This is a genomic window from Cyanobacterium sp. Dongsha4 (assembly GCF_036345015.1).
GTDB lineage: Bacteria > Cyanobacteriota > Cyanobacteriia > Cyanobacteriales > Cyanobacteriaceae > PCC-10605.
The window spans coordinates 3,900,572-3,920,800 of sequence record NZ_CP084098.1; the positions used below are offsets into that span (position 1 = coordinate 3,900,572).

15 protein-coding genes and 1 pseudogene are annotated in these 20,229 nt (G+C 33.8%); 11 read left to right on the plus strand and 5 right to left on the minus strand.

Annotated features, from left to right (window positions below; genetic code table 11):
• Positions 1-260 precede the first annotated feature (260 nt).
• From Dongsha4_RS16955 to Dongsha4_RS16975, 5 genes are all read left to right on the plus strand, one after another.
• The gene (locus Dongsha4_RS16955; protein ID WP_330203475.1) at positions 261-3,350 is read left to right on the plus strand and encodes an alpha-mannosidase; all 3,090 of its coding nucleotides are present in this window, start codon (positions 261-263) and stop codon (positions 3,348-3,350) included.
• A 243-nt stretch (positions 3,351-3,593) separates the two neighbouring features.
• Entirely contained in the window at positions 3,594-4,139 is a 546-nt protein-coding gene (locus tag Dongsha4_RS16960; RefSeq protein ID WP_330203476.1) for a pentapeptide repeat-containing protein, read from the plus strand.
• Positions 4,140-4,221: 82 nt separating this feature from the next.
• On the plus strand, positions 4,222-4,569 hold the full coding sequence (locus tag Dongsha4_RS16965) for a hypothetical protein (protein ID WP_330203477.1): 348 nt from the start codon (positions 4,222-4,224) through the stop codon (positions 4,567-4,569).
• Positions 4,570-5,173: 604 nt separating this feature from the next.
• Positions 5,174-5,551 carry a cyclic nucleotide-binding domain-containing protein gene (locus tag Dongsha4_RS16970; protein WP_330203478.1) on the plus strand — a complete coding sequence of 126 codons (378 nt, stop codon included), beginning with the start codon at positions 5,174-5,176 and terminating at the stop codon, positions 5,549-5,551.
• A gap of 3 nt (positions 5,552-5,554) precedes the next feature.
• Complete coding sequence (locus Dongsha4_RS16975) at positions 5,555-6,775, plus strand: acetate kinase (protein WP_330203479.1); 1,221 nt, start codon at positions 5,555-5,557, stop codon at positions 6,773-6,775.
• A 138-nt stretch (positions 6,776-6,913) separates the two neighbouring features.
• Here the strand turns inward: Dongsha4_RS16975 and Dongsha4_RS16980 are convergent, their stop codons facing one another.
• Positions 6,914-8,395, minus strand: a complete 1,482-nt coding sequence (locus Dongsha4_RS16980; RefSeq protein WP_330203480.1) for a DEAD/DEAH box helicase — start codon at positions 8,393-8,395, stop codon at positions 6,914-6,916.
• A gap of 248 nt (positions 8,396-8,643) precedes the next feature.
• Here Dongsha4_RS16980 and Dongsha4_RS16985 point away from each other — a divergent pair.
• Positions 8,644-9,096: pseudogene (locus Dongsha4_RS16985) on the plus strand (DUF1810 domain-containing protein).
• Positions 9,097-9,402: 306 nt separating this feature from the next.
• A complete protein-coding gene (locus Dongsha4_RS16990; RefSeq protein ID WP_330203481.1) occupies positions 9,403-10,722 on the plus strand; it encodes an FAD-binding oxidoreductase in 1,320 nt (439 codons plus the stop codon).
• 29 nt (positions 10,723-10,751) lie between these two features.
• On the opposite strand, the gene Dongsha4_RS16995 is transcribed toward Dongsha4_RS16990, so the two are convergent.
• The 4 genes from Dongsha4_RS16995 to Dongsha4_RS17010 all read right to left on the minus strand — a co-directional run bounded on the left by Dongsha4_RS16995 (position 10,752) and on the right by Dongsha4_RS17010 (position 16,031).
• Positions 10,752-11,834, minus strand: a complete 1,083-nt coding sequence (locus Dongsha4_RS16995; RefSeq protein ID WP_330203482.1) for a glycosyl transferase — start codon at positions 11,832-11,834, stop codon at positions 10,752-10,754.
• A 247-nt stretch (positions 11,835-12,081) separates the two neighbouring features.
• Positions 12,082-13,449, minus strand: coding sequence for an HD domain-containing phosphohydrolase (locus tag Dongsha4_RS17000; RefSeq protein ID WP_330203483.1), 1,368 nt, complete (start codon positions 13,447-13,449; stop codon positions 12,082-12,084).
• A 302-nt stretch (positions 13,450-13,751) separates the two neighbouring features.
• Positions 13,752-14,870, minus strand: coding sequence for a mechanosensitive ion channel family protein (locus Dongsha4_RS17005; RefSeq protein ID WP_330203484.1), 1,119 nt, complete (start codon positions 14,868-14,870; stop codon positions 13,752-13,754).
• A gap of 75 nt (positions 14,871-14,945) precedes the next feature.
• Positions 14,946-16,031 (minus strand): mechanosensitive ion channel family protein, encoded by a 1,086-nt coding sequence (locus Dongsha4_RS17010; RefSeq protein WP_330203485.1) that lies wholly within the window; start codon positions 16,029-16,031, stop codon positions 14,946-14,948.
• 253 nt (positions 16,032-16,284) lie between these two features.
• Between Dongsha4_RS17010 and msrB the strand changes: the two genes are divergently transcribed.
• The 4 genes from msrB to psbC all read left to right on the plus strand — a co-directional run bounded on the left by msrB (position 16,285) and on the right by psbC (position 20,219).
• The gene (gene msrB / locus Dongsha4_RS17015; protein WP_330203486.1) at positions 16,285-16,791 is read left to right on the plus strand and encodes a peptide-methionine (R)-S-oxide reductase MsrB; all 507 of its coding nucleotides are present in this window, start codon (positions 16,285-16,287) and stop codon (positions 16,789-16,791) included.
• 2 nt (positions 16,792-16,793) lie between these two features.
• A complete protein-coding gene (msrA, locus tag Dongsha4_RS17020; RefSeq protein ID WP_330203487.1) occupies positions 16,794-17,381 on the plus strand; it encodes a peptide-methionine (S)-S-oxide reductase MsrA in 588 nt (195 codons plus the stop codon).
• Between the two features lie 422 nt (positions 17,382-17,803).
• Positions 17,804-18,859, plus strand: a complete 1,056-nt coding sequence (psbD, locus tag Dongsha4_RS17025) for a photosystem II D2 protein (photosystem q(a) protein) (protein ID WP_015221015.1) — start codon at positions 17,804-17,806, stop codon at positions 18,857-18,859.
• A complete protein-coding gene (psbC, locus tag Dongsha4_RS17030) occupies positions 18,843-20,219 on the plus strand; it encodes a photosystem II reaction center protein CP43 (protein WP_330203488.1) in 1,377 nt (458 codons plus the stop codon). The genes psbD and psbC overlap by 17 nt, the downstream gene beginning before the upstream one ends.
• Positions 20,220-20,229: the final 10 nt, after the last annotated feature.

The window sequence follows — 20,229 nt, forward strand, 5'->3', positions numbered from 1 at the left end:
GGTAGCGGATTTAGGAAAAAACCATTAACCTGCTACTATGAGGGTTGAACATTGTTCAGCCCCTCCAACGCTCTAGTGATAAGAGACTACAAAGATTTTTTTCTCAATTTGATCTTGATTTTAACCTCACTGATTATCATTAGTAATGATAAGAATTCTAGTGCGATCGCTGATTATGGTCATCGATGAATAACTATATATGAATACTCTCATTAATGATAGTGATAGAATCTTAATCTTTAAATTTAATTGAGATGAATATGATTAGTAAATTACAATTATTGACTGAATTAGATATAAAAAATAACTGGTATTTTAGCAATAAAAATTATGTACAATCGCCAATAATAATTGATCAAAATTGGCAAAAGGGAGTTATCAATGAGAAAGGATATTTAGTATGGGAAAAAGGTAATAAAGTTCGCTGGTTTGCACAAAAAATAATTATTCCCCATAGTTTAGATAGCAGTTACCCTCTCGAAGGTTTAGATTTAAGACTTTTTTTGACATGGTGGGCAGAATCTGCTCAAATTTTTGTTAATGGTGAGTTAAAAGTTGAGGGAGATTTATTTGATTCTTCTTGCCGTCTTTTAGTGACAGAAAATGTTAAACCTCACCAAGAATTTTTAATCACTATTCGCTTAATTAGTCCTAATCATGATATTGGTGGTTTGATGGTTTCTCGATGTGTTTATGAAGCAAAAAAAAGAGAAATTGATCCCAGTTTTGTAGCGAATGAATTAGCCGTATTAGGTCAATATATTGATAATTTTCACCCTAACAAAAAACCATTTTTAGATAAAGCAATTAAAGAATTTAACTGGGATTTAGTGGAGAATAAGCCTCTTTTTCATCAAGAATTAACTAGTCTAAGAGAGAAACTTTTACCCCTAAGTAACTATATCAAAGAAAGATGTTTTTATCCTCTAGGTCATGCCCATTTAGATATGGCTTGGCTATGGACTATTGAGGAAACTTATGAAGTTGCTCAACGCACTTTTAACTCTGTTTTAAATTTGCAACAAGAACATAAATACTTAATATTTGGTCACACTACAGCTTATCTATATAAATGGATTGAATCTCATAACTTACCACTATTTAATCAAATAAAAGAAGCGATCGCATCTTCTCAATGGGAAATATTGGGGGGTATGTGGGTTGAGCCTGAAGTTAATTTAATTAGTGGAGAATCTTTAGTTAGACAGTTATTATATGGACAAAAATATTTTAAAGAAAAGTTTGGGAAATATAATAAAGTTGCATGGCTTCCTGATACCTTTGGTTTTCCATGGCAGTTACCGCAAATTTTAAAACAAGCAGAAATAGAATACTTTGTCACGGGAAAATTACACTGGAATGATACCAATAAATTCCCTCATGGTTGCTTTTGGTGGCAGTCTCCCGATGGCAGTCAAATTTTTACCCTCATGTCTCCCCCCAATGTCACGGGAGTGATGGATACCAACCCTATCACCATGACTAACTATAGTCTTGATTGGGAAAAACAAACGGGATTAAAAGATATTTTCTGGTTGCCGGGGGTAGGAGATCATGGCGGTGGTCCTACTCGTGATATGCTAGAGGTTGCCCAACGTTATGATGATTCTCCTTTTTTCCCAAAAATTGAGTTTAGCACTGCTGAAGATTATTTGAACAAAATTAGTGGCATTTCTCCTCAAAATTATCCTGTGTGGAATAGTGAACTTTATTTAGAATTGCATCGGGGTTGTTATACCACTCACGGGGATCAAAAATATCAAAATCGCTACTGTGAAAAGTTGCTATATCAGGCAGAATTATTCTCTACTATTGCCACTATTTTACATAGTCAATTTATACCAAACTATCAATGTGATAATCATATACAAAGTCAAATAGAAGCTAATTGGCAAAAACTATTATTAAATCAATTCCATGATATTTTACCAGGCACTTCTATAACTCCTGTTTTCACAGAAGCTAATCAACTTTATCAAGAAATAATTACCTCTACTAATAGTATGTTATCTAACAGTTTAGATGCGATCGCATCTTATATTAAATCACCTAATTTTAATTTAGAGTATGATTATGAAGTCACGATTTTTAATAGCCTAAATTGGATAAGGTCAGAAATAGTTGAGTTAGAGATAGAGGGAGAAAAATATAAAATTTATGACGATGAAGGAAAAGAGTTATTAACACAAATAAGCCATGAAGGTAAGTTGTTATTCTTTGCGGAAAATATCCCTAGTATCGGCTATAAATCCTTTTATTTAACTAATAAAATTCCCTCCTTAATAAGGGGGGTTAGGGGGGATCAAAATAATATTATTTATATTTTAGACAATGATTATTTACAGGTAATTATTGATGAAAAAACAGGCAATATTAACAGTATTTTTGATAAAGTAAACCAACGAGAAATTATAAAAGGAGAGGGAAATGAGTTACAATTATTTGAAGATAAAGGGCAATACTGGGATGCTTGGAATATCGATCCAGATTATGACAATCATAGATTAGATAATCCCCAATTAGTGTCAATTAATTGGTTAGAAAATGGTTTATTAAGACAGAGAATTAGAGTTGTTAAAACTTACAATCAATCAGAGTTTATCCAAGATTATATTCTCGATTTCCAATCACCGATTTTAAAGATAAAAAACAAGGTTAATTGGCAAGAAGATTACACTCTTTTAAAAGTAAGTTTTCCTCTTAATTTAGAAAGCAATTGTGTTACTCATGAAATCGCCTGTGGTAACATTCAACGCACTACTAAACCCCAAACAGAAGAAGAAAAGGCACAATGGGAAGTCTATGGGCATTACTGGGCAGATTTGACAGATAATAATGGTGATTATGGAGTAAGTTTGCTCAATGATTGTAAATATGGTTATGATGGTAAACCTAGTCAATTACGTTTAAGTTTATTAAGAAGTCCAAAATGGCCAGATCCAAAATGCGATCGAGGTTTACATGAATTTAGCTATGGTATCTATGGACATAAACAGGGTTGGAAAGAAGGAAAAACAGTACAAAAAGGCTATGAATTTAATGTATCTTTATTAACTTTATTAACAGAAAAAAGAGATAAAAAAGGCTTTAGTTTAAATACTAATTATGAATTTATAAATATTGAGGAAAGTAACTTTGTTTTAATGGCATTTAAACAAGCCGAAAAAAACCCTTCTCAAATAATTATTCGTGGTTATGAATATGAAGGAAAGTCAAGTCAATTAACTTTTAAAAATAAATTTGATTTAAGGATAACAAAAAGAATTAATCTCTTAGAAAATGATGCACAAAATGTCGAAGATACTTTAATAAAACCCTATCAAATATTTAGCTTTTTAATTACCAATTAACTTACATAGCAATCTTCAATGAGTCGTAATAAATCAACTATTAGAAAAAAAAGTTGCAGACATTACCACTATTGTAGATTACTTATGGCCTATTACCTTTTTGATAGATGGTATTTTTCTACAAATGATTTAGTACTGCTATATGGTAATAATGAGAATAATAAATGAGAGTAAAAAAGTTACAATAGTTCCATAAGAAAATCCTACTAGATTTTATCTTAATTAAAAATAAAACAAATATATATGAAAAAAAGAGAATATTGGTTAGACTTATTACATCATGTACCAAAATGGAATCACTGGCGCGAATTAAATCCAGAAGAAACCATAGACTTATCTGGTATCAATTTGAATAGTTATGATTTAGAAGCAATAAACTTTAGTGGATGCAATCTAAGTCATGTCAATTTTATTGGCAGTAATTTACGATTTGCCAACCTCAGTAATGCAGATTTAAGTCATAGTAACTTAATTGGAGTTAATTTAAGACTCGCTAACATGAGACGAAGCGTATTATTTAAAGCACGTTTGCATCGTAGTAATTTAAGTGAAGCTAATATGGTGCAGAGTTTTATTTGTGAGTCAGACTTCAGCAAAGCAATTTTTTATGAGACGGAATTAGGAGAAAGTAAAATTTATCAGACTTCTTTTTCTTATGCCAAATTCGTAAATACTCATTTGGGAAAAGCAGACATTTTCATGTGTAATTTTGATCATGCTATCATGGAAAGTGTTGATCTTCGTTGGGCTAACGTGATAAAAACCCCAATCAATTTTAATCAGGTTTAAAATAATAATTGAGAAGGAAACTTGATTAACTTTTCACCGTCTAGCAGATATAAAAACAGATAAATATTAAACAGTATATTTTATGATGATTAACAAAAATAAAACTTTAGCTATTTCTTTTGCTTTCATTACATTAGCTATTTTTGCTACTCCTACTAACGCCCAAAGTAACAATATTAATGGAAAAAATGAACCTTTTCAAAGTAATGAGAGAAACCCTTTTTATGGTGACGGCATTAATCCTCTTGACATAATTCATAATGCTAATTTTTTCAATAGTCGTAGTGGCTCAGATTTTGCCGAAGATACAGAAAACAACATCAATTCAGAAGCAGAGAATTTCAAACAATTACAACAAAAGAGAATTTTAGAAATGCAACAGCAGAAACAAAATCCTTCTCAGGAAATAGAAACAAACATTCAAAATTAATTGGCTATCTTACTCTGAGTATGTAAATTATTGGTTAAAGTAGGTTGATGGGCAACCAGAGATTATTAAGATTATTAAGTAGTAAAAAAAATAGTGATTTTAATTTCAGTCTATTGCTTTTGTGATAATAATTTGAGGCTCTTATTTTCTATTAAATTATCCTAACTACTGTAAAAAATCCAATTAATTTAGCTTTTTTTACTTTGAGCAAGTCTTGAGGGTATTTTTATTTACCGATAATGGTAGAGAAAAAACTGAGAATAATTTTTGCTCACACTTACCTTTATTTATTTTCTTATTTTCAATCTTTTCCTAAACTCATCGGAATGAGAAAAATTAAACAATAAAAACTGTTACTTGATACCTAAAACTTATATAAATCCGATATTTTAACATCGAAATTAGATTAGTCATTTTATCTCAAGGATATTTAATTTATGAATGTTTTAAATACATTATTTCCTCTTCAAATAGTCAACTAAAATCTGAAAGTCTTTTCTAGTAAACTCAAAATGATTCTTAAATAATTCTTAACCTATAATGAGAGCAAATCCTGAGAAGATAGTAAAGTAATTATTAAATTTATTAGGATTAAATCATAAATATGCTAGAACCAAGTGAAGTAGTAGATCTTTTTTTTAATCATTTACCAGTCAAAACCTTTCAACCTGGAGAGATTATCTTTCGTCAGGAAGAAAAAGGGAATTGTATGTTTGCTTTAATGTCTGGGGAAGTAGAATTAAGAAAAGATGATCAAGTAGTGGAAATAATCCATCAGCGCGATGTTTTCGGAGAAGGTGCTTTGGTTCAACCTGAACATAACAGATGTACCACAGCGATCGCACTTACAGAATGCAAAATAGCGGAATTAAATAGAGAAAGATTTTTATTTTTGTTACAAGAAACCCCTTTATTTTCCTTAGAAATTGTTAGGAGTCTTTCCAGCCGTTTGCGCAAAGTAAAGCAGAAATTATTAAAATAAACCATGAAAGTCTTAGTTCTTAATGCTGGTTCTAGTTCGCAAAAAAGTTGTTTATATGACTTAGATAGTCGGCAAAAAAAGCCAAATTTTATCTCTCCCATCTGGGAGGCAACTATTGATTGGACAGTGAACTTAGGACATACTTTATTAAAGGTGAAAAGTAATGGTCAAGAATATTCTACCTATTTATCAAACCATAATCGCCTAGAAAGCATTAAGACTATGCTTAAAACGATGGTTGAGGGTGAAACTAAGGTTTTAGAGCATTTATCCAATATAGATGTAGTTGGACATAGAGTGGTTCATGGAGGGACAAAATATTCTCAGGCAACTCTTATCAATCCTGAAGTTAAAGCCACGATTAAAAAATTAATTCCCCTTGCCCCTAATCATAACCCCGCCCATTTAGAAGGGATTGAGAGTGTGGAAAATATTTTGGGAGACATACCCCAAGTAGCTGTATTTGATACTGCCTTTCATACAAATATTCCTCTTCACGCTAAAATTTATCCTCTTAATCATGAATTCTACAAGCGAGGTATTCAACGATATGGTTTTCATGGTATCTCCCATGAATATGTTTCTCAACGTACTTCTGAGATTTTACAGCAATCTTTAAGTAATTTGAACTTAGTTACCTGTCATTTAGGTAATGGTTGCTCAATTACAGCAGTAAAAAATGGGCAAAGTGTTAATACAACCATGGGTTTTACTCCTTTAGAAGGGGTGATGATGGGTACTCGATGTGGTTCTATTGATCCTGCAATCGTAATTCATCTTATGACCGAATATGGCTATGATGGGGAGAAAATTAACCATATTTTGAATAAAGAATCTGGCTTATGGGGAATGTCTGAGATTTCTTCTGATTTAAGAACTATTTTAAAGGCTACATCCGAAAAAAATCAAAAAGCGATTTTGGCAGTAGAAATATATATTTTTCGATTACAAGAAGCGATCGCATCTATGCTACCATCATTAGGTAGTTTAGACGCTTTAGTTTTTACCGCAGGAGTAGGGGAAAATTCTGCTTTTATTCGAGAGAAAGTTTGTCAAGGTTTAGGGTTTCTTGGTTTGAAATTAGATTTAGAGAAAAATAACCAATCCCTCCTCAACGAAAATATTGCCACTGCTGACTCTAACTCTAAGATACTCATTATACCAACAAAAGAAGACTGGGCGATCGCTTCTCAATGTTTTCAATTAATGGAATCGAAAAATTAAGAAAAGGGCAAAGGTAAATAGTTGATAATTAATAACTTTTAACTCTTAACTCTTAACTCCTAACTCGTTTCTCCCTAACACCCCAACACCCTAATACCCTAAGCCCCGATTTTTCCCTTTCTCCCCAATCCCCCAACTCTACTCTTCTTCCCCCCATATAGTTTTAGACTCTGCCACCTTGAAGCCGTGATTGATTTGAGGATAAAAAAGAATTTCCCCTTGTTTTTTGTCAGGTTTATTGACTGAGTAATTACTTTCTCCTTTTCTTCTTGCAGAAGTTTTTTCCTCACTGGTATCTTCCGCCACTATTTCATACAAAATTGCGAATTTTTCCCCTTGATTTGCCTTTCTTAAAATTCTTCCTAATCTTTGAATATATTCCCTTGTTGAACCAGTACCTGATAAAATTATTGCTATCTTAGCAGAAGGCACATCAACCCCTTCATTTAACACATGAGAAGCAACAATTATTTTATAATCTCCTTCTTTATATTTCTGGAGAATTTCATGTCTTTCTTTCACTGGAGTTTGATAGGTAATTGCAGGAATTAAATACTCTTGAGAAATTTTATATACAGTATTATTATCATTAGTAAAAATGAGAATTTTATCAGGATAATGCTTTTCTATTAATTCAGTTAATAGTCTTAATTTACCTTGAGTTCCCATAGAAATTTCTTTTGCTTCTCTATGGGCTAACATTGCTTTTCTACCTTGATTTGAGCGACAACTAGCCTGAACAAAAAGTTGCCATCCTTGCAAACTTGACAGGGAAATATTATTCTCTTTTAAGAAATTATTTCTTGTTTTTATTGCCTGTTCATAACGTTGTTTTTCTTCTTTTTTCAGTTTGACTTTTAAAGAAATAACTTGATGTTGAGCAAGAGTTTTTCCTGATAATTCTTCAGGGGTTTTACGGTAAATAACTGAGCCTATTAAACGGTTTAAATAATGGTGGCCGCCATCTTCTCTTTCTGGGGTTGCGGTTAAACCTAAGCGATAAGGTGCAATAGATTCTTCTGCTATAACTTGAAAAAAGTCTGTGGGCAAATGATGACACTCATCAAAAATTAGCAGTCCGTAATGATTCCCTAAAGTTTTGGCATGAATTGCGGCACTATGATAGGTTGCAATCAAGATGGGGGTGCGATCATGAGAACCTCCTCCTAATAATCCTACTTCTATATTACTAAAGGAAGCCTTTATTTCCGCATACCATTGGTGCATCAAATCTAATGTTGGTACTACAATTAAAGTTGTTCTAGGAGTAGATGCGATGGCCATTTGAGCCAAAAAAGTTTTTCCTGCCGCCGTTGGTAATACTACAACTCCTTGTCTCTGAGCTTGTTTCCATGCTTCTAAGGCTTCTTGCTGGTGGGGGTAAGGAGTTTTATGACCCTGTAATTTTATGTCTAAAGGATAAAATTCTTTTGCTGAGTCAATTAGGTCAATATCCTCACTCTGTAAGGTTTCTATTAAGTAACGATAGTCTAAAGCCTGAATGCGAAATTTTTCGATGCGATCGTCCCAAGTAGCGTAGTCAATCCATGCTTTACCTCTTGGCGGTGGATGTAGAATTAACGTTCCTCTATCATAGGTTAGTCTAGTTGTTCGACTCATAAAATAGTCATAAAGGTCAAAAAGTCAGAATTAGCCCATTGTCATCTATTAAAACTAAATCAAATCACTAAGTTAGTATTTTGTCAAGATATAGTTAATATGAGGTAAAGAAAGATCGAAGAGTTCAGAAAATTGAATATGTTTCCATATACATTTATGTTAATTTTAGTTTCATAAGAGGGTTGTTAAATAAAATAGATAAAAAATATAGCATTAAATATATTTCTTAATATTGAATAAATAAAATAATGAAAAATAACAATAACTGTCAGGATTTATATAATTTGCAAAGATTTATAGATACTCAGGAAAAAATATATAAAACTGTTACTAATGAATTAAAAAATGGAAAAAAAAGCTCCCATTGGATGTAGTTTATTTTTCCTCAAATTAATGGTTTAGGTAAAACCTCAATTTCTATTTTCTATAGTATTAGAAGTATTCAAGAAGCAAAAGAATATATCAATCATGATTTACTAGGGAAAAGATTAAAAGAGTGTGTAACAATACTGCTCACGATAGAAGAAACATCCTCCGAAACAATCTTTGGTTTTCCTGACTGTATGAAATTAAAATCTTCTCTGACTTTATTCTCTGAAATATCTGATGGAGATTCCATTTTTCATCAGGGGTTAAACAAATTTTTTCAAGGTAATAAAGATGATAAAACTTTGCAAATATTATCAATATTAGAACAATAATTAAAATAATAAAAGGTGAAACGAATTAATATTTTTTGTGATAAAAGACTGTGTGTCGGTTGATTTTTAATAGCAATTACTACAGCTAAACTATTTTACTTTTTTGAAAAAGTATTGTTAATATAATTATATAACTGTAACTACTATATTTGCATAATTACAAGAGTTTTGTAATTAAATAAAAGAGAAAATTATCACCTGAACAGATAATATTCTTTCTCTCGTCACCAAATTCTTAAAAAATATTTGCCACTACTATATAATAAAATTAATTCCAACTGATAAAACAAAATACAGTTTATTGACATGATTAATTATAAGTTAGTTCAAGAAGAATTAGGAAATATTAAGCAAATTACAGAAGAAGAAAAAATAAAAAAACTCTCTCAAGACTACTATTATTTTAGTCCAATATTGTCAGAAAAATTAGCTGATAAAACAGGAGATTTGGTCGTACAACCAACCAGCGAGGCTGAAGTTCTACACATTGCAAAAATTTGTGTAAAACATCAAATTCCAATTACGATTAGAGGAGCAGGTACTGGCAATTATGGTCAGTGTATCCCTCTCAATGGGGGAATTATACTAGACATGACAGAAATGAATAAAATTCAGTGGATAAAATCTGGTATTGCTCGAGTTGAAGCGGGAGTGAAAATGAGTGTTTTGGAAAGGGAGGCTAATAAGCAAGGATGGGAATTAAGAATGATTCCTTCTACTTATAAAATTGCTACTTTAGGAGGATTTATTGGCGGTGGTAGTGGTGGAATTGGCTCAATTAATTATGGTCAATTAAGAGATAGAGGAAATGTACATAAAGTTAAAGTTGTTACTTTAGAAAAAGAACCAAGAATTATTGAATTAATAGGAGATGAAACTCAACAAATTAATCATGCTTATGGCACAAATGGTATTGTTACGGAAATAGAAATTCCTCTTGCTCCTGCTTATAATTGGTCAGATTTTATCGTGGTTTTTGATGACTTTATGAATGCTGTAAAATTTGGTCAAGTCTTATCTGATAGTGATGGAATTATTAAAAAATTAGTTAGTATCCATGCTTATCCTATTCCTAACTATTTTTTAGCTCTTAAATCTTACTTGCCACAGGGAAAAAGTTGTGCTTTTTTAACTATTGCTGATAATTCTTTTTTACCTTTACAAGAATTAGTGAAAGAATTTAAGGGAGAAATAACTTATAATCCTCAAGATGAATCTGAAAAACCTTTAAAACTCATCGAATTTACTTGGAATCATACCACGTTTCATGCTAGAAACATTGACCCCAGTTTGACATATTTACAAACTTTTTTTTGGAATTTAGAGCAAGTAGAGAAAATGTATAAACACTTTGGGGATGAAGTTATGATTCATTTGGAATTTTTAAGGGTAGGAGGAAAAGCTATTCCTGCTGGATTACAGTTGGTTAAATTCACTTCAGAAAAACGACTTAATGAGATTATAAAATATCATGAGGATAATGGGGCGAATATTGCCAATCCACACACTTATATTTTAGAAGATGGAGGTAGAAAAAAAGTAGAACCTGAACAACTTAAATTTAAACACATGGTTGATCCTTTTGGGTTAATGAATCAAGGTAAAATGAGAGCATGGAATCAATAACTAAATTAACTAAATTTGTGAGTTAGTAACTATGATTTACCAAAAAAATTAACTATTTCTTGAGCAATAAATTCCGTCCCATTTTTGTCTAATTTATTATTAGTTAAAGGTGCGATCGCATCTTGTTTTAAGAAATCCCAGTTGCCCTCAAAAAAATCAGCATAATTAATAATGCGATGATAGCCATAGTTACGTAAACCATCAAGGAGAATTTGAGCCTCCGCAAAACCATCACGGGTAATACTAATTACAGGCACATCAAGACGTAAACTTTCTGCAAAAGTGCTATAACCCGGTTTAGAGGCAACTTTTCCGCATACGGGCATAAAATCCACTGGGCGTAAACTATGGCCATCAATTCTTAATAAATTAGGCAAATCAGGGGCATTTTTCGCAAAAGTAATAAATTGCCAATCAGAGAAACTAGCAAGATTTTCGTAGGGAATCGCTTCTAACCCTAATCCTCCAAAAGTTAGTAAAACTGTTTTCTCCTTTGGCTTAATCAATTCAAACTTATCCCTTAAAACTTCACAACTATAACGAGGATTACCCCCTGTTAAACCTACATCTTCGAGCAAGGGAAAACTAGACATATCCTCTGCTAAAGGTAAACGAAATAAACGCTCAACCTTTTCATAACGACTTCTGAGCCAATGTGTAACTTCTTGAAAATCATCTCCCCAAGCCTGATAGATAAAATCCCAACCGAAATTACTCATCATCCAACAAGGAATACCAGCTTTTTGGGCAATAGTAGAAGCCATCCCCGGAATATCAGCTAAAATTAGGCTAACCTTATTTAAACGAATAAAATCCACCTCTCCTGCTACAATCTCCCCTTCTTTTTGACAATACTCTTTCATTTTTTCCAGAGTTGCCCCCAAATCCATGGTTAAACTATCAGACTGAATAACCCCCACATCAAACGCCCGTAAACGATGAATAAAATCACCCTCTATATAAGACTCTAATAACCAACGGGGTGCAGTAGTGACGATTACCAATAAAATATCGGGATTGAGTTTCTGCACTTGTGAAGCTACCGTAGCCACACGCACTGCGTGACCAAAACCATGATTGGTTATAGCTAAGTATAGAACAGGTCGAGACATAATTAAGAATTAAGCTAAAAAATATTCTAATTGATTTAATACCGATTTATGTAATGATTTAATTCAAGTAGTGTGAGCAAAAAATTATCTAAAACTTAGATTATGATTCTATAACCAAAAAGTCTATCTTTATTTTTAATTCTGCCACTACTCTAAAAAAACCCTAGAGATAAAGGGGGAGGGCAAGAGACAAAAGTGTTGAATTAACACTAACCCTAACACCTAACCCTCTAATTTCCAAACACTTCTACTCCTCTAACCAAACCGGTGGTAGTTGGGTAGGACGATTCGGTAATTGCATTAAGCCTATTTCTGTAAGGCGAATAACGGTTTTTAAGGATTCCACTAAATCAGGATCGAAACGAGTACCACTGTAACCTTGACATTTTTCTAAAGCAGTAGAAGGACTATAGGCAGGGCGATCGCCTCTTGGTTGAGTTAATTCTTGAAAATAACTAACTAAGCCTAAAATTCGAGCTTCTAGGGGTATCTGTGTACCTTTTAAACCGTCAGGACTACCACTGCCATCCCAATATTCTAACTGATGTAATACAATTTCGTTAATTGGTTGTAATTCACTCATAGATGAGAGTAAACGGGAACTAAGAATGGGTCTATCCTTCCAAAATTGTGCTGTTTCAGGATTTTGACTTTTTCGGGCGAATACCTCTTGGGGAGCTTCTGCCAAGCCAATACGGAATAATAATCCTGCCAATCTTAACCTTCTCAATCGCAAAGTTGGTAAATCAAGAATTTGTCCAAGGGTTTCTGCAAGGGCTGATACCTGTAAACTGGCACAGGGGTTATAAGGGTCATTTTGATCAACTCTTTGTGCCATGCGTAAAAATGCCTGTAGTTTACTAGCTCCTAAATTGCGATTTAATTTGAGGGCTTGTCCTTCTAAATCCCTTAATTCTCTTGTTTGGCGATTAACGGTGTACAATTCTTCTTGACTCATTTGCAAGTATGAAACAATGCGATTTACTACCCCTGATAAATCCACTGCACCACTGGCAGGAATATTTTTGAGATGCGATCGCTCTTGATGCAATTTTTCCGTTAAACTGGGGTTATAATGGGAAGTGCTTTGAGTTAAGATGGTAAAAGCCTTTTCTACTAGGGTGCGATCAAAAGTCCATAAACCATAAAATTTTCTTTCCGTATCTATTTGAGGCTCACCACCTTGATAATATTCTTCGGGGGATAACTCCCGACAAAGCACCATCGCCGCATAATCAGGAGCTAAAATAACTAAATTCCACTCTTGTACTAAACAATCATCCTCTGCAAGATGAATTAAGTCCACGTTTGCCAATTGACTGGTAGGATGATCAGCAAAACCACTGTCTGCCACTGCCGCTATAGTAATATGACGGGAATGAATGGCTAAATCTCGATAGCGCTCTGCTTCTTGTAAGTACCATTTCCCTTTCTGGAAGGTTACAAACAATAATGGTTTATATTTTTCTTCCTCATAATGATGTTGTAGAATATGATCTTCTAAGGCATGACAAAGGGCAACTAAAGTATTTTTAAAATAAACACCATAGCTAGAGGGTAATTTGTCTTCTCCAAGAAGATTCTTTAACTGATTCAATGTAGAATCTACGTGCATGATTTTCTAATAATTGCTTTTTGTATATTCTTGTGAAACTCAATTTTTATGAAGGTTATATGCTAACACTGGAAATAAAGAATAAAAAGATTAAAGACTCAGAATTTTAGAAATAAGCAGTCTCAATAACTATTAATTATCCAATATACACCACTAAAACCATCTCTGTTCAACAGAAAAATTATTGCTGTATTTAGGTTTCAGGTTTTATCTTACTTTTTCTATTAATTATTAAAAATGATTCAAATGCTTACCTGTTGACTGTTGCTTACTACCTCCTGAAAATTCAGATGAGTCCTAGCTTATAAAGTAACAGGGGATTCTACATAAATAGTTGGCTCTTGCATAATAAAGTTAATACCATAGGTTAACAACTGCTCAGAAATATTTTCGTTAGCTAATTCTAAAAGTCTTTTTCTCAGTTTAATTGAGCTTTCATTTGAACCCAAAATAAAAAATGTTACCCTTGCTCTTGTTTGGGATTGCTTTTCGGGAATAAAAAGAGCTACTTTTGTACTATCAGGGTCAATACCGAATAAAGCGTTTGTGCATTTTTTGACAATATCTTCTACTAAGGCTTGTTCACTATCTTCGAGAATCCTCGCAAAATCAAGATAAAGTAACACCATGACTTTTTTGCCTCTAGTGATATTTTCAATCTCCACATTTGCCATCATCGAATTAGGCACAATCATTAATGTACCTTTTCCCGGTATTCTAATCTTCGTTGACCTTAATCCGATCGATTCTACCCTACCATACAAACCATTATTGAGACGAATATACTCACCCACAATAAAAGGTCTATCTAAATAAAGAACACAAGTACCTAATAATTGTTCAAGAGTTTTCTGAGCCGCAAATGCGATCGCAATTCCCCCCAACCCCAAACTGGCCAAAAGTCCCACCAAATTTATTTCTAACCTTTTGGCAAAGGCAACCGCCGCCACAAAGCCAATAATAACGTTAATAACAGTCTCTAAAACCAACAATAACTCATCAACTTCTTTCCCTAATTTTTGAATTAAATCAACACCATAAATTAAAACTATTTGTCGAAATAAGCGAGAAGCTAACCATGCCATACTCAAAATTAAACTAAGGTCAACAATAAAATTAAGAACTCGATAAAGACCTTGATAATTAATAATAAAATTGAGAGATAATGACCATAAAATTAGTGTTCCAGTTAACCTAAATATACCTTTTAAAGGTTGTATTATTTTCTCAGAAAATTCATTTAAAGGTTGTTTTGATAATCGAGAAATACCTAAAATACAAAGATTAGGAGTGTATCTTCCTGCAATAAAACTAACTACTATTAATAAGAAAAAAAAACCAAATTCCAAAGATAATTTCGTAATAATAGCTTGATTTTCTTGGGTTAGCCATGAGATGATTAAATCATTAATAACATTCATGATTATAATAAAATTGAGAATAAATAAATTATAAATAACAAGTCATAAACTGTTGAATTCACCATTTTAATAAAATTAAATTGTTATAGGTGAATCCACATTAATACTGTCATCTTCTAAAGTAAAATCTATACCGTACTCTTCTAACTTTTGACGAATATTTTGATTAGCAATATTTAATAACTGACGGCGTAAATCCATAGAAACTTGTTCCGAACCTAACAAGAAAAAACTAATTTGTGCCTGACTAAATTCTTTTCTCTCATTCTTATTTACTTGTTTAAATTTGACTTCCGTATTCTTCGGATCAATGCCAAAAATATCTTTAGTGCTATCTAAAATAATCTGTCTAATCAACGCCATTTCGTCTAGTTCTAAGGTACTATAAAAAGTTAAATAAACAAGAGAAATAACTTTTTTTGCTCCTGTAAAATTTTCAATATTTGTTTGAGTTAAAGAACTATTAGGAATTACCATTAATGTTCCTTTTCCTGACACTCTGATTTTTGTTGATCTCAAGCCGATAGATTCTACCCTGCCAAAAGTACCATCAGGCAAACCAATATAGTCATCAAGAACAAATGGACGGTCTAAATATATTACCACTCCTCCTAATAATTGTTCAAGGGTTTTTTGTGCCGCAAAAGCAACAGCTAATCCTCCAATTCCTAAACTAGCTAATAAGCCAAATAAATTAATGCTATGTACCTGAGCAAAAATGAATATAATTAGTAAGAATATAATTGCATTAGCCGAATATTTACCAACAATTAAAAATTCACTATTAATCTTTTTTTGACTTTGTAAAGCCGCATCAAGTAGGTAATTGTCAAATAAAGGCTTAAACCATTTTACTCCCAACCAAATAGTTAAAATTGAAATAACTAAACTTAAAATAATTTCACTCACTTTCACTGGTGGAGGAAAATTATTAATTAGTAAGGCAATGTCACCCAAAGATAAAAACCAAATCAATGTCAAAAAACCCAAATCAGGTTTAATAACTTCCGAATAAAATTTTCTGCTTTGATAAGGAATAAATTGCTCTGTTAAATATACAATTAGCTTCTTAAAATAATTGAAAATTATAATAATGCCTAAAATAATAGTTACAACTATTCCTAACTTAAAAAAAAGCTCATAATCCAGCGTGATACTCATTATAAAAAAACTCAAATAAACTTACTCTGATTACATCTTTGAATATGGATGATGACTCGATAAATAGTTTACGAGATGATTATATTTCAGGTTTGATTAAAAAATTGATAATTAATAATCAATAATGAATCCCATATATCAGAAATAGGAATAACTAGATCCTATAACATAAAATAATTAATTGATAAAATTATTCGTCATACTAATTTCAATTAGTTAATCAGTCAACGCAATACTAAATTTAATTAAACAAATGAAAAGAAGAACTTTACTAAGTGCAGGTTTAGGGGCTTTTTGTATAGCAATACCTTCAATTATTGCTTTTATCCTAGGAATGGAAGAAAGTAAAAGTGAAGAAAATACATCAATCAAGAAATTGAATCTAACCCAAGCCCAATGGAAAAAAAAATTAACTCCAGCCCAATACCATATCCTAAGAGAAGAAGGAACGGAGAAACCTTTTTCTAGTGCTTTGAATGATGAAAAAAGAAAAGGGATTTATATTTGTGCAGGGTGTGATTTGCCTCTTTTCAAATCAGAAATGAAGTATAACAGTGGAACAGGTTGGCCTAGTTTTTACGATACTATTACTCAAGCAGTGGAAACTAAGACTGATTTTAAATTATTGATTCCCCGCACTGAATATCATTGTGCTAGATGTGGAGGGCATCAAGGTCATGTATTTAATGATGGTCCAAAACCCACGGGAAAAAGGTATTGTAATAATGGTTTAGCCTTAAAATTTATACCCGAAACCTAAAAATGAGCAAAATACTGGCCATCATAATTTCTGTATTCCTAATTTTAACTCCTTCTGCTAATGCTCAAACAGAGAAGATACAAACTGCAACATTTGCTGGGGGATGTTTTTGGTGCATGGAACCTCCCTACGACAAAATAGAAGGAGTAATCTCTACCACCTCTGGTTACACTGGCGGTAATGTCAAAAACCCTACTTACAAACAAGTGAGTAAAGGGCAAACAGGTCATGCTGAAGCAGTTCAAGTTAAATATGATAGTAGCAAGGTTAACTACGCTACGCTCTTAGATATTTTCTGGAAAAATATTGACCCTACCGTGAAAAATCGCCAATTTTGTGATGTTGGAAATCAATATCGTAGTGCGATTTTTTACCACAGTGAAGAGCAAAAACAACTCGCTTTAGCTAGTCGAGACAAAGTTGAAAAGCAGTTAAATGAAAAAATTTATACCCAAATTACTCCAGTTAAAGACTTTTATCCTGCTGAAGAGTATCATCAAGACTATTACAAGAAAAATCCCTTATTGTATAAGTACTATCGTTTTCGCTGTGGTAGAGATCAGAGATTGGAGGAAATTTGGGGAAGTTAGTTAATAATTAAGCAAAGGGGAGATGAGTTGAGAAGTGGTGCATCAGGAGATTAGGGAATTAGGGAGAAACTAATTCTTAGATTGCTAATTGCCTTTCTATTGTTTTCTTTTTATTAAGAAATATTAAATACCAGTAAAAATGTCTTAGATAAAGGAATATCAAGAGTTTGCCATTTCTAACAGCGAGACTATTCTGAGAAAAATGTGACAATTTGTTAAAATATTTGCTAGAAATAGAAAAAGTAATTTGGCAAAGATACTTAAATCGTATCGAAAAACGGAGTTACATTAACTCTAACTCATGCTATATTAAGAAAAGTTAATTGCAGATCAGTATTATTGCTGAGTAGCAGTGCCGTCTCCAATAATATAAAGAGAGACAATATAAAAGTAAAACTTGACAAGTTAAAAAAAGAAAGATTATGACCATTGCAGTCGGACGTGTGCCGGAAAGAGGATGGTTTGATGTCCTTGATGACTGGCTCAAAAGAGACCGCTTTGTATTCGTTGGTTGGTCTGGTATCCTTCTTTTCCCTTGTGCTTATTTAGCTTTGGGTGGTTGGTTAACTGGTACTACCTTTGTTACTTCTTGGTACACTCATGGTTTAGCTAGTTCTTACTTAGAAGGTGCGAACTTCTTAACCGTTGCTGTGTCCTCTCCTGCGGATGTTTTTGGACATTCCTTATTATTCTTATGGGGTCCTGAAGCTCAAGGAGACTTCACCCGTTGGTGTCAAATCGGCGGTTTATGGCCTTTCGTGGCATTACACGGAGCTTTTGGTTTAATTGGCTTCATGTTACGTCAGTTTGAAATTGCTCGTCTTGTGGGTATTCGTCCTTACAATGCGATCGCATTTTCTGCTCCTATCGCTGTATTTGTAAGCGTATTCTTAATGTATCCTTTAGGACAATCTAGCTGGTTCTTTGCACCTAGCTTCGGTGTTGCGGGTATCTTCCGTTTCATCTTATTTTTCCAAGGATTCCACAACTGGACTCTTAATCCTTTCCACATGATGGGAGTTGCAGGGGTGTTAGGAGGAGCTTTACTTTGTGCTATTCACGGTGCAACAGTAGAAAACACTTTATTCCAAGACGGTGAACAAGCAAACACTTTCCGTGCTTTTGAACCTACTCAGGCAGAAGAAACCTATTCTATGGTGACTGCTAACCGTTTCTGGTCTCAAATCTTCGGGATTGCTTTCTCTAACAAACGTTGGTTACACTTCTTCATGTTATTCGTTCCTGTAACTGGATTATGGATGAGTGCGATCGGTGTTGTTGGTTTAGGCTTTAACCTTCGTGCTTATGACTTCGTATCTCAGGAGTTAAGAGCCGCAGAAGATCCCGAATTTGAAACTTTCTATACCAAAAATATTTTATTAAACGAAGGGTTGCGCGCATGGATGGCGCCCCAAGATCAACCCCACGAAAAATTTGTATTCCCAGAGGAGGTACTTCCACGTGGTAACGCTCTCTAATCCTATTGGCGGACGTGACCTAGAATCTACTGGTTTTGCATGGTGGTCTGGTAATGCTAGACTTATCAACTTATCTGGTAAATTATTAGGTGCTCACGTCGCTCACGCAGGTTTAATTGTCTTTTGGGCAGGGGCAATGACCTTATTTGAAACTGCTCACTTCATCCCTGAAAAACCCATGTACGAACAGGGATTAATCCTATTACCTCACATTGCTACTTTAGGCTGGGGTGTAGGTCCTGGTGGTGAAGTTGTGGATACTTTCCCCTTCTTCGTCGTTGGTGTACTTCACATCATTTCCTCCGCAGTTTTAGGCGTAGGTGGTTTATATCATGCTTTGCGTGGTCCTGAAACCTTAGAAGAATATTCTAGTTTCTTTGGCTACGACTGGAAAGATAAAAACCAAATGACCAATATCATCGGTTATCACTTAATCCTTTTGGGGGTTGGTGCATTATTGCTTGTATTTAAAGCCATGTTCTTCGGTGGTGTATATGATACTTGGGCACCTGGTGGTGGTGATGTTCGTATTATCACCAATCCTACCTTGAACCCTGCGATCATCTTTGGTTACTTAATCAAAGCTCCTTTCGGTGGTGAAGGTTGGTTTATCAGTGTTAACAACATGGAAGACATCATCGGTGGTCATATCTGGGTTGGCTTAATCTGTATCTCTGGTGGTATCTGGCACATCTTAACCAAGCCTTTTGGTTGGGTACGTCGTGCTTTCATCTGGTCTGGTGAAGCATATCTTTCCTACAGTTTAGGTGCTTTATCCTTAATGGGATTCATCGCTTCTACTATGGTTTGGTACAACAACACGGCTTATCCTAGTGAATTCTATGGTCCTACTGGTGCTGAGGCTTCTCAAGCTCAAGCGTTAACCTACTTAATCCGTGACCAAAGATTGGGTGCGAACGTCGGTTCTGCTCAAGGTCCTACTGGTTTAGGTAAATACTTAATGCGCTCTCCCACTGGTGAAATCATCTTCGGTGGTGAAACCATGCGTTTCTGGGACTTCAGAGGTCCTTGGTTAGAGCCTCTTCGTGGTCCTAACGGTTTAGACTTAGACAAAATCAGAAACGATATTCAACCTTGGCAAGTACGTCGTGCGGCTGAATACATGACTCACGCTCCTTTAGGTTCTTTAAACTCTGTAGGTGGCGTTATTACTGACGTTAACTCTTTCAACTATGTATCTCCCCGTGCGTGGTTAGCTACCTCTCACTTTGTGTTAGGTTTCTTCTTCTTAGTTGGCCACTTATGGCACGCTGGAAGAGCAAGAGCTGCGGCTGGTGGTTTTGAAAAAGGTATCGAAAGAGAAACCGAACCCGTATTAGCAATGCCCGATCTCGACTAATTCCAGTTTA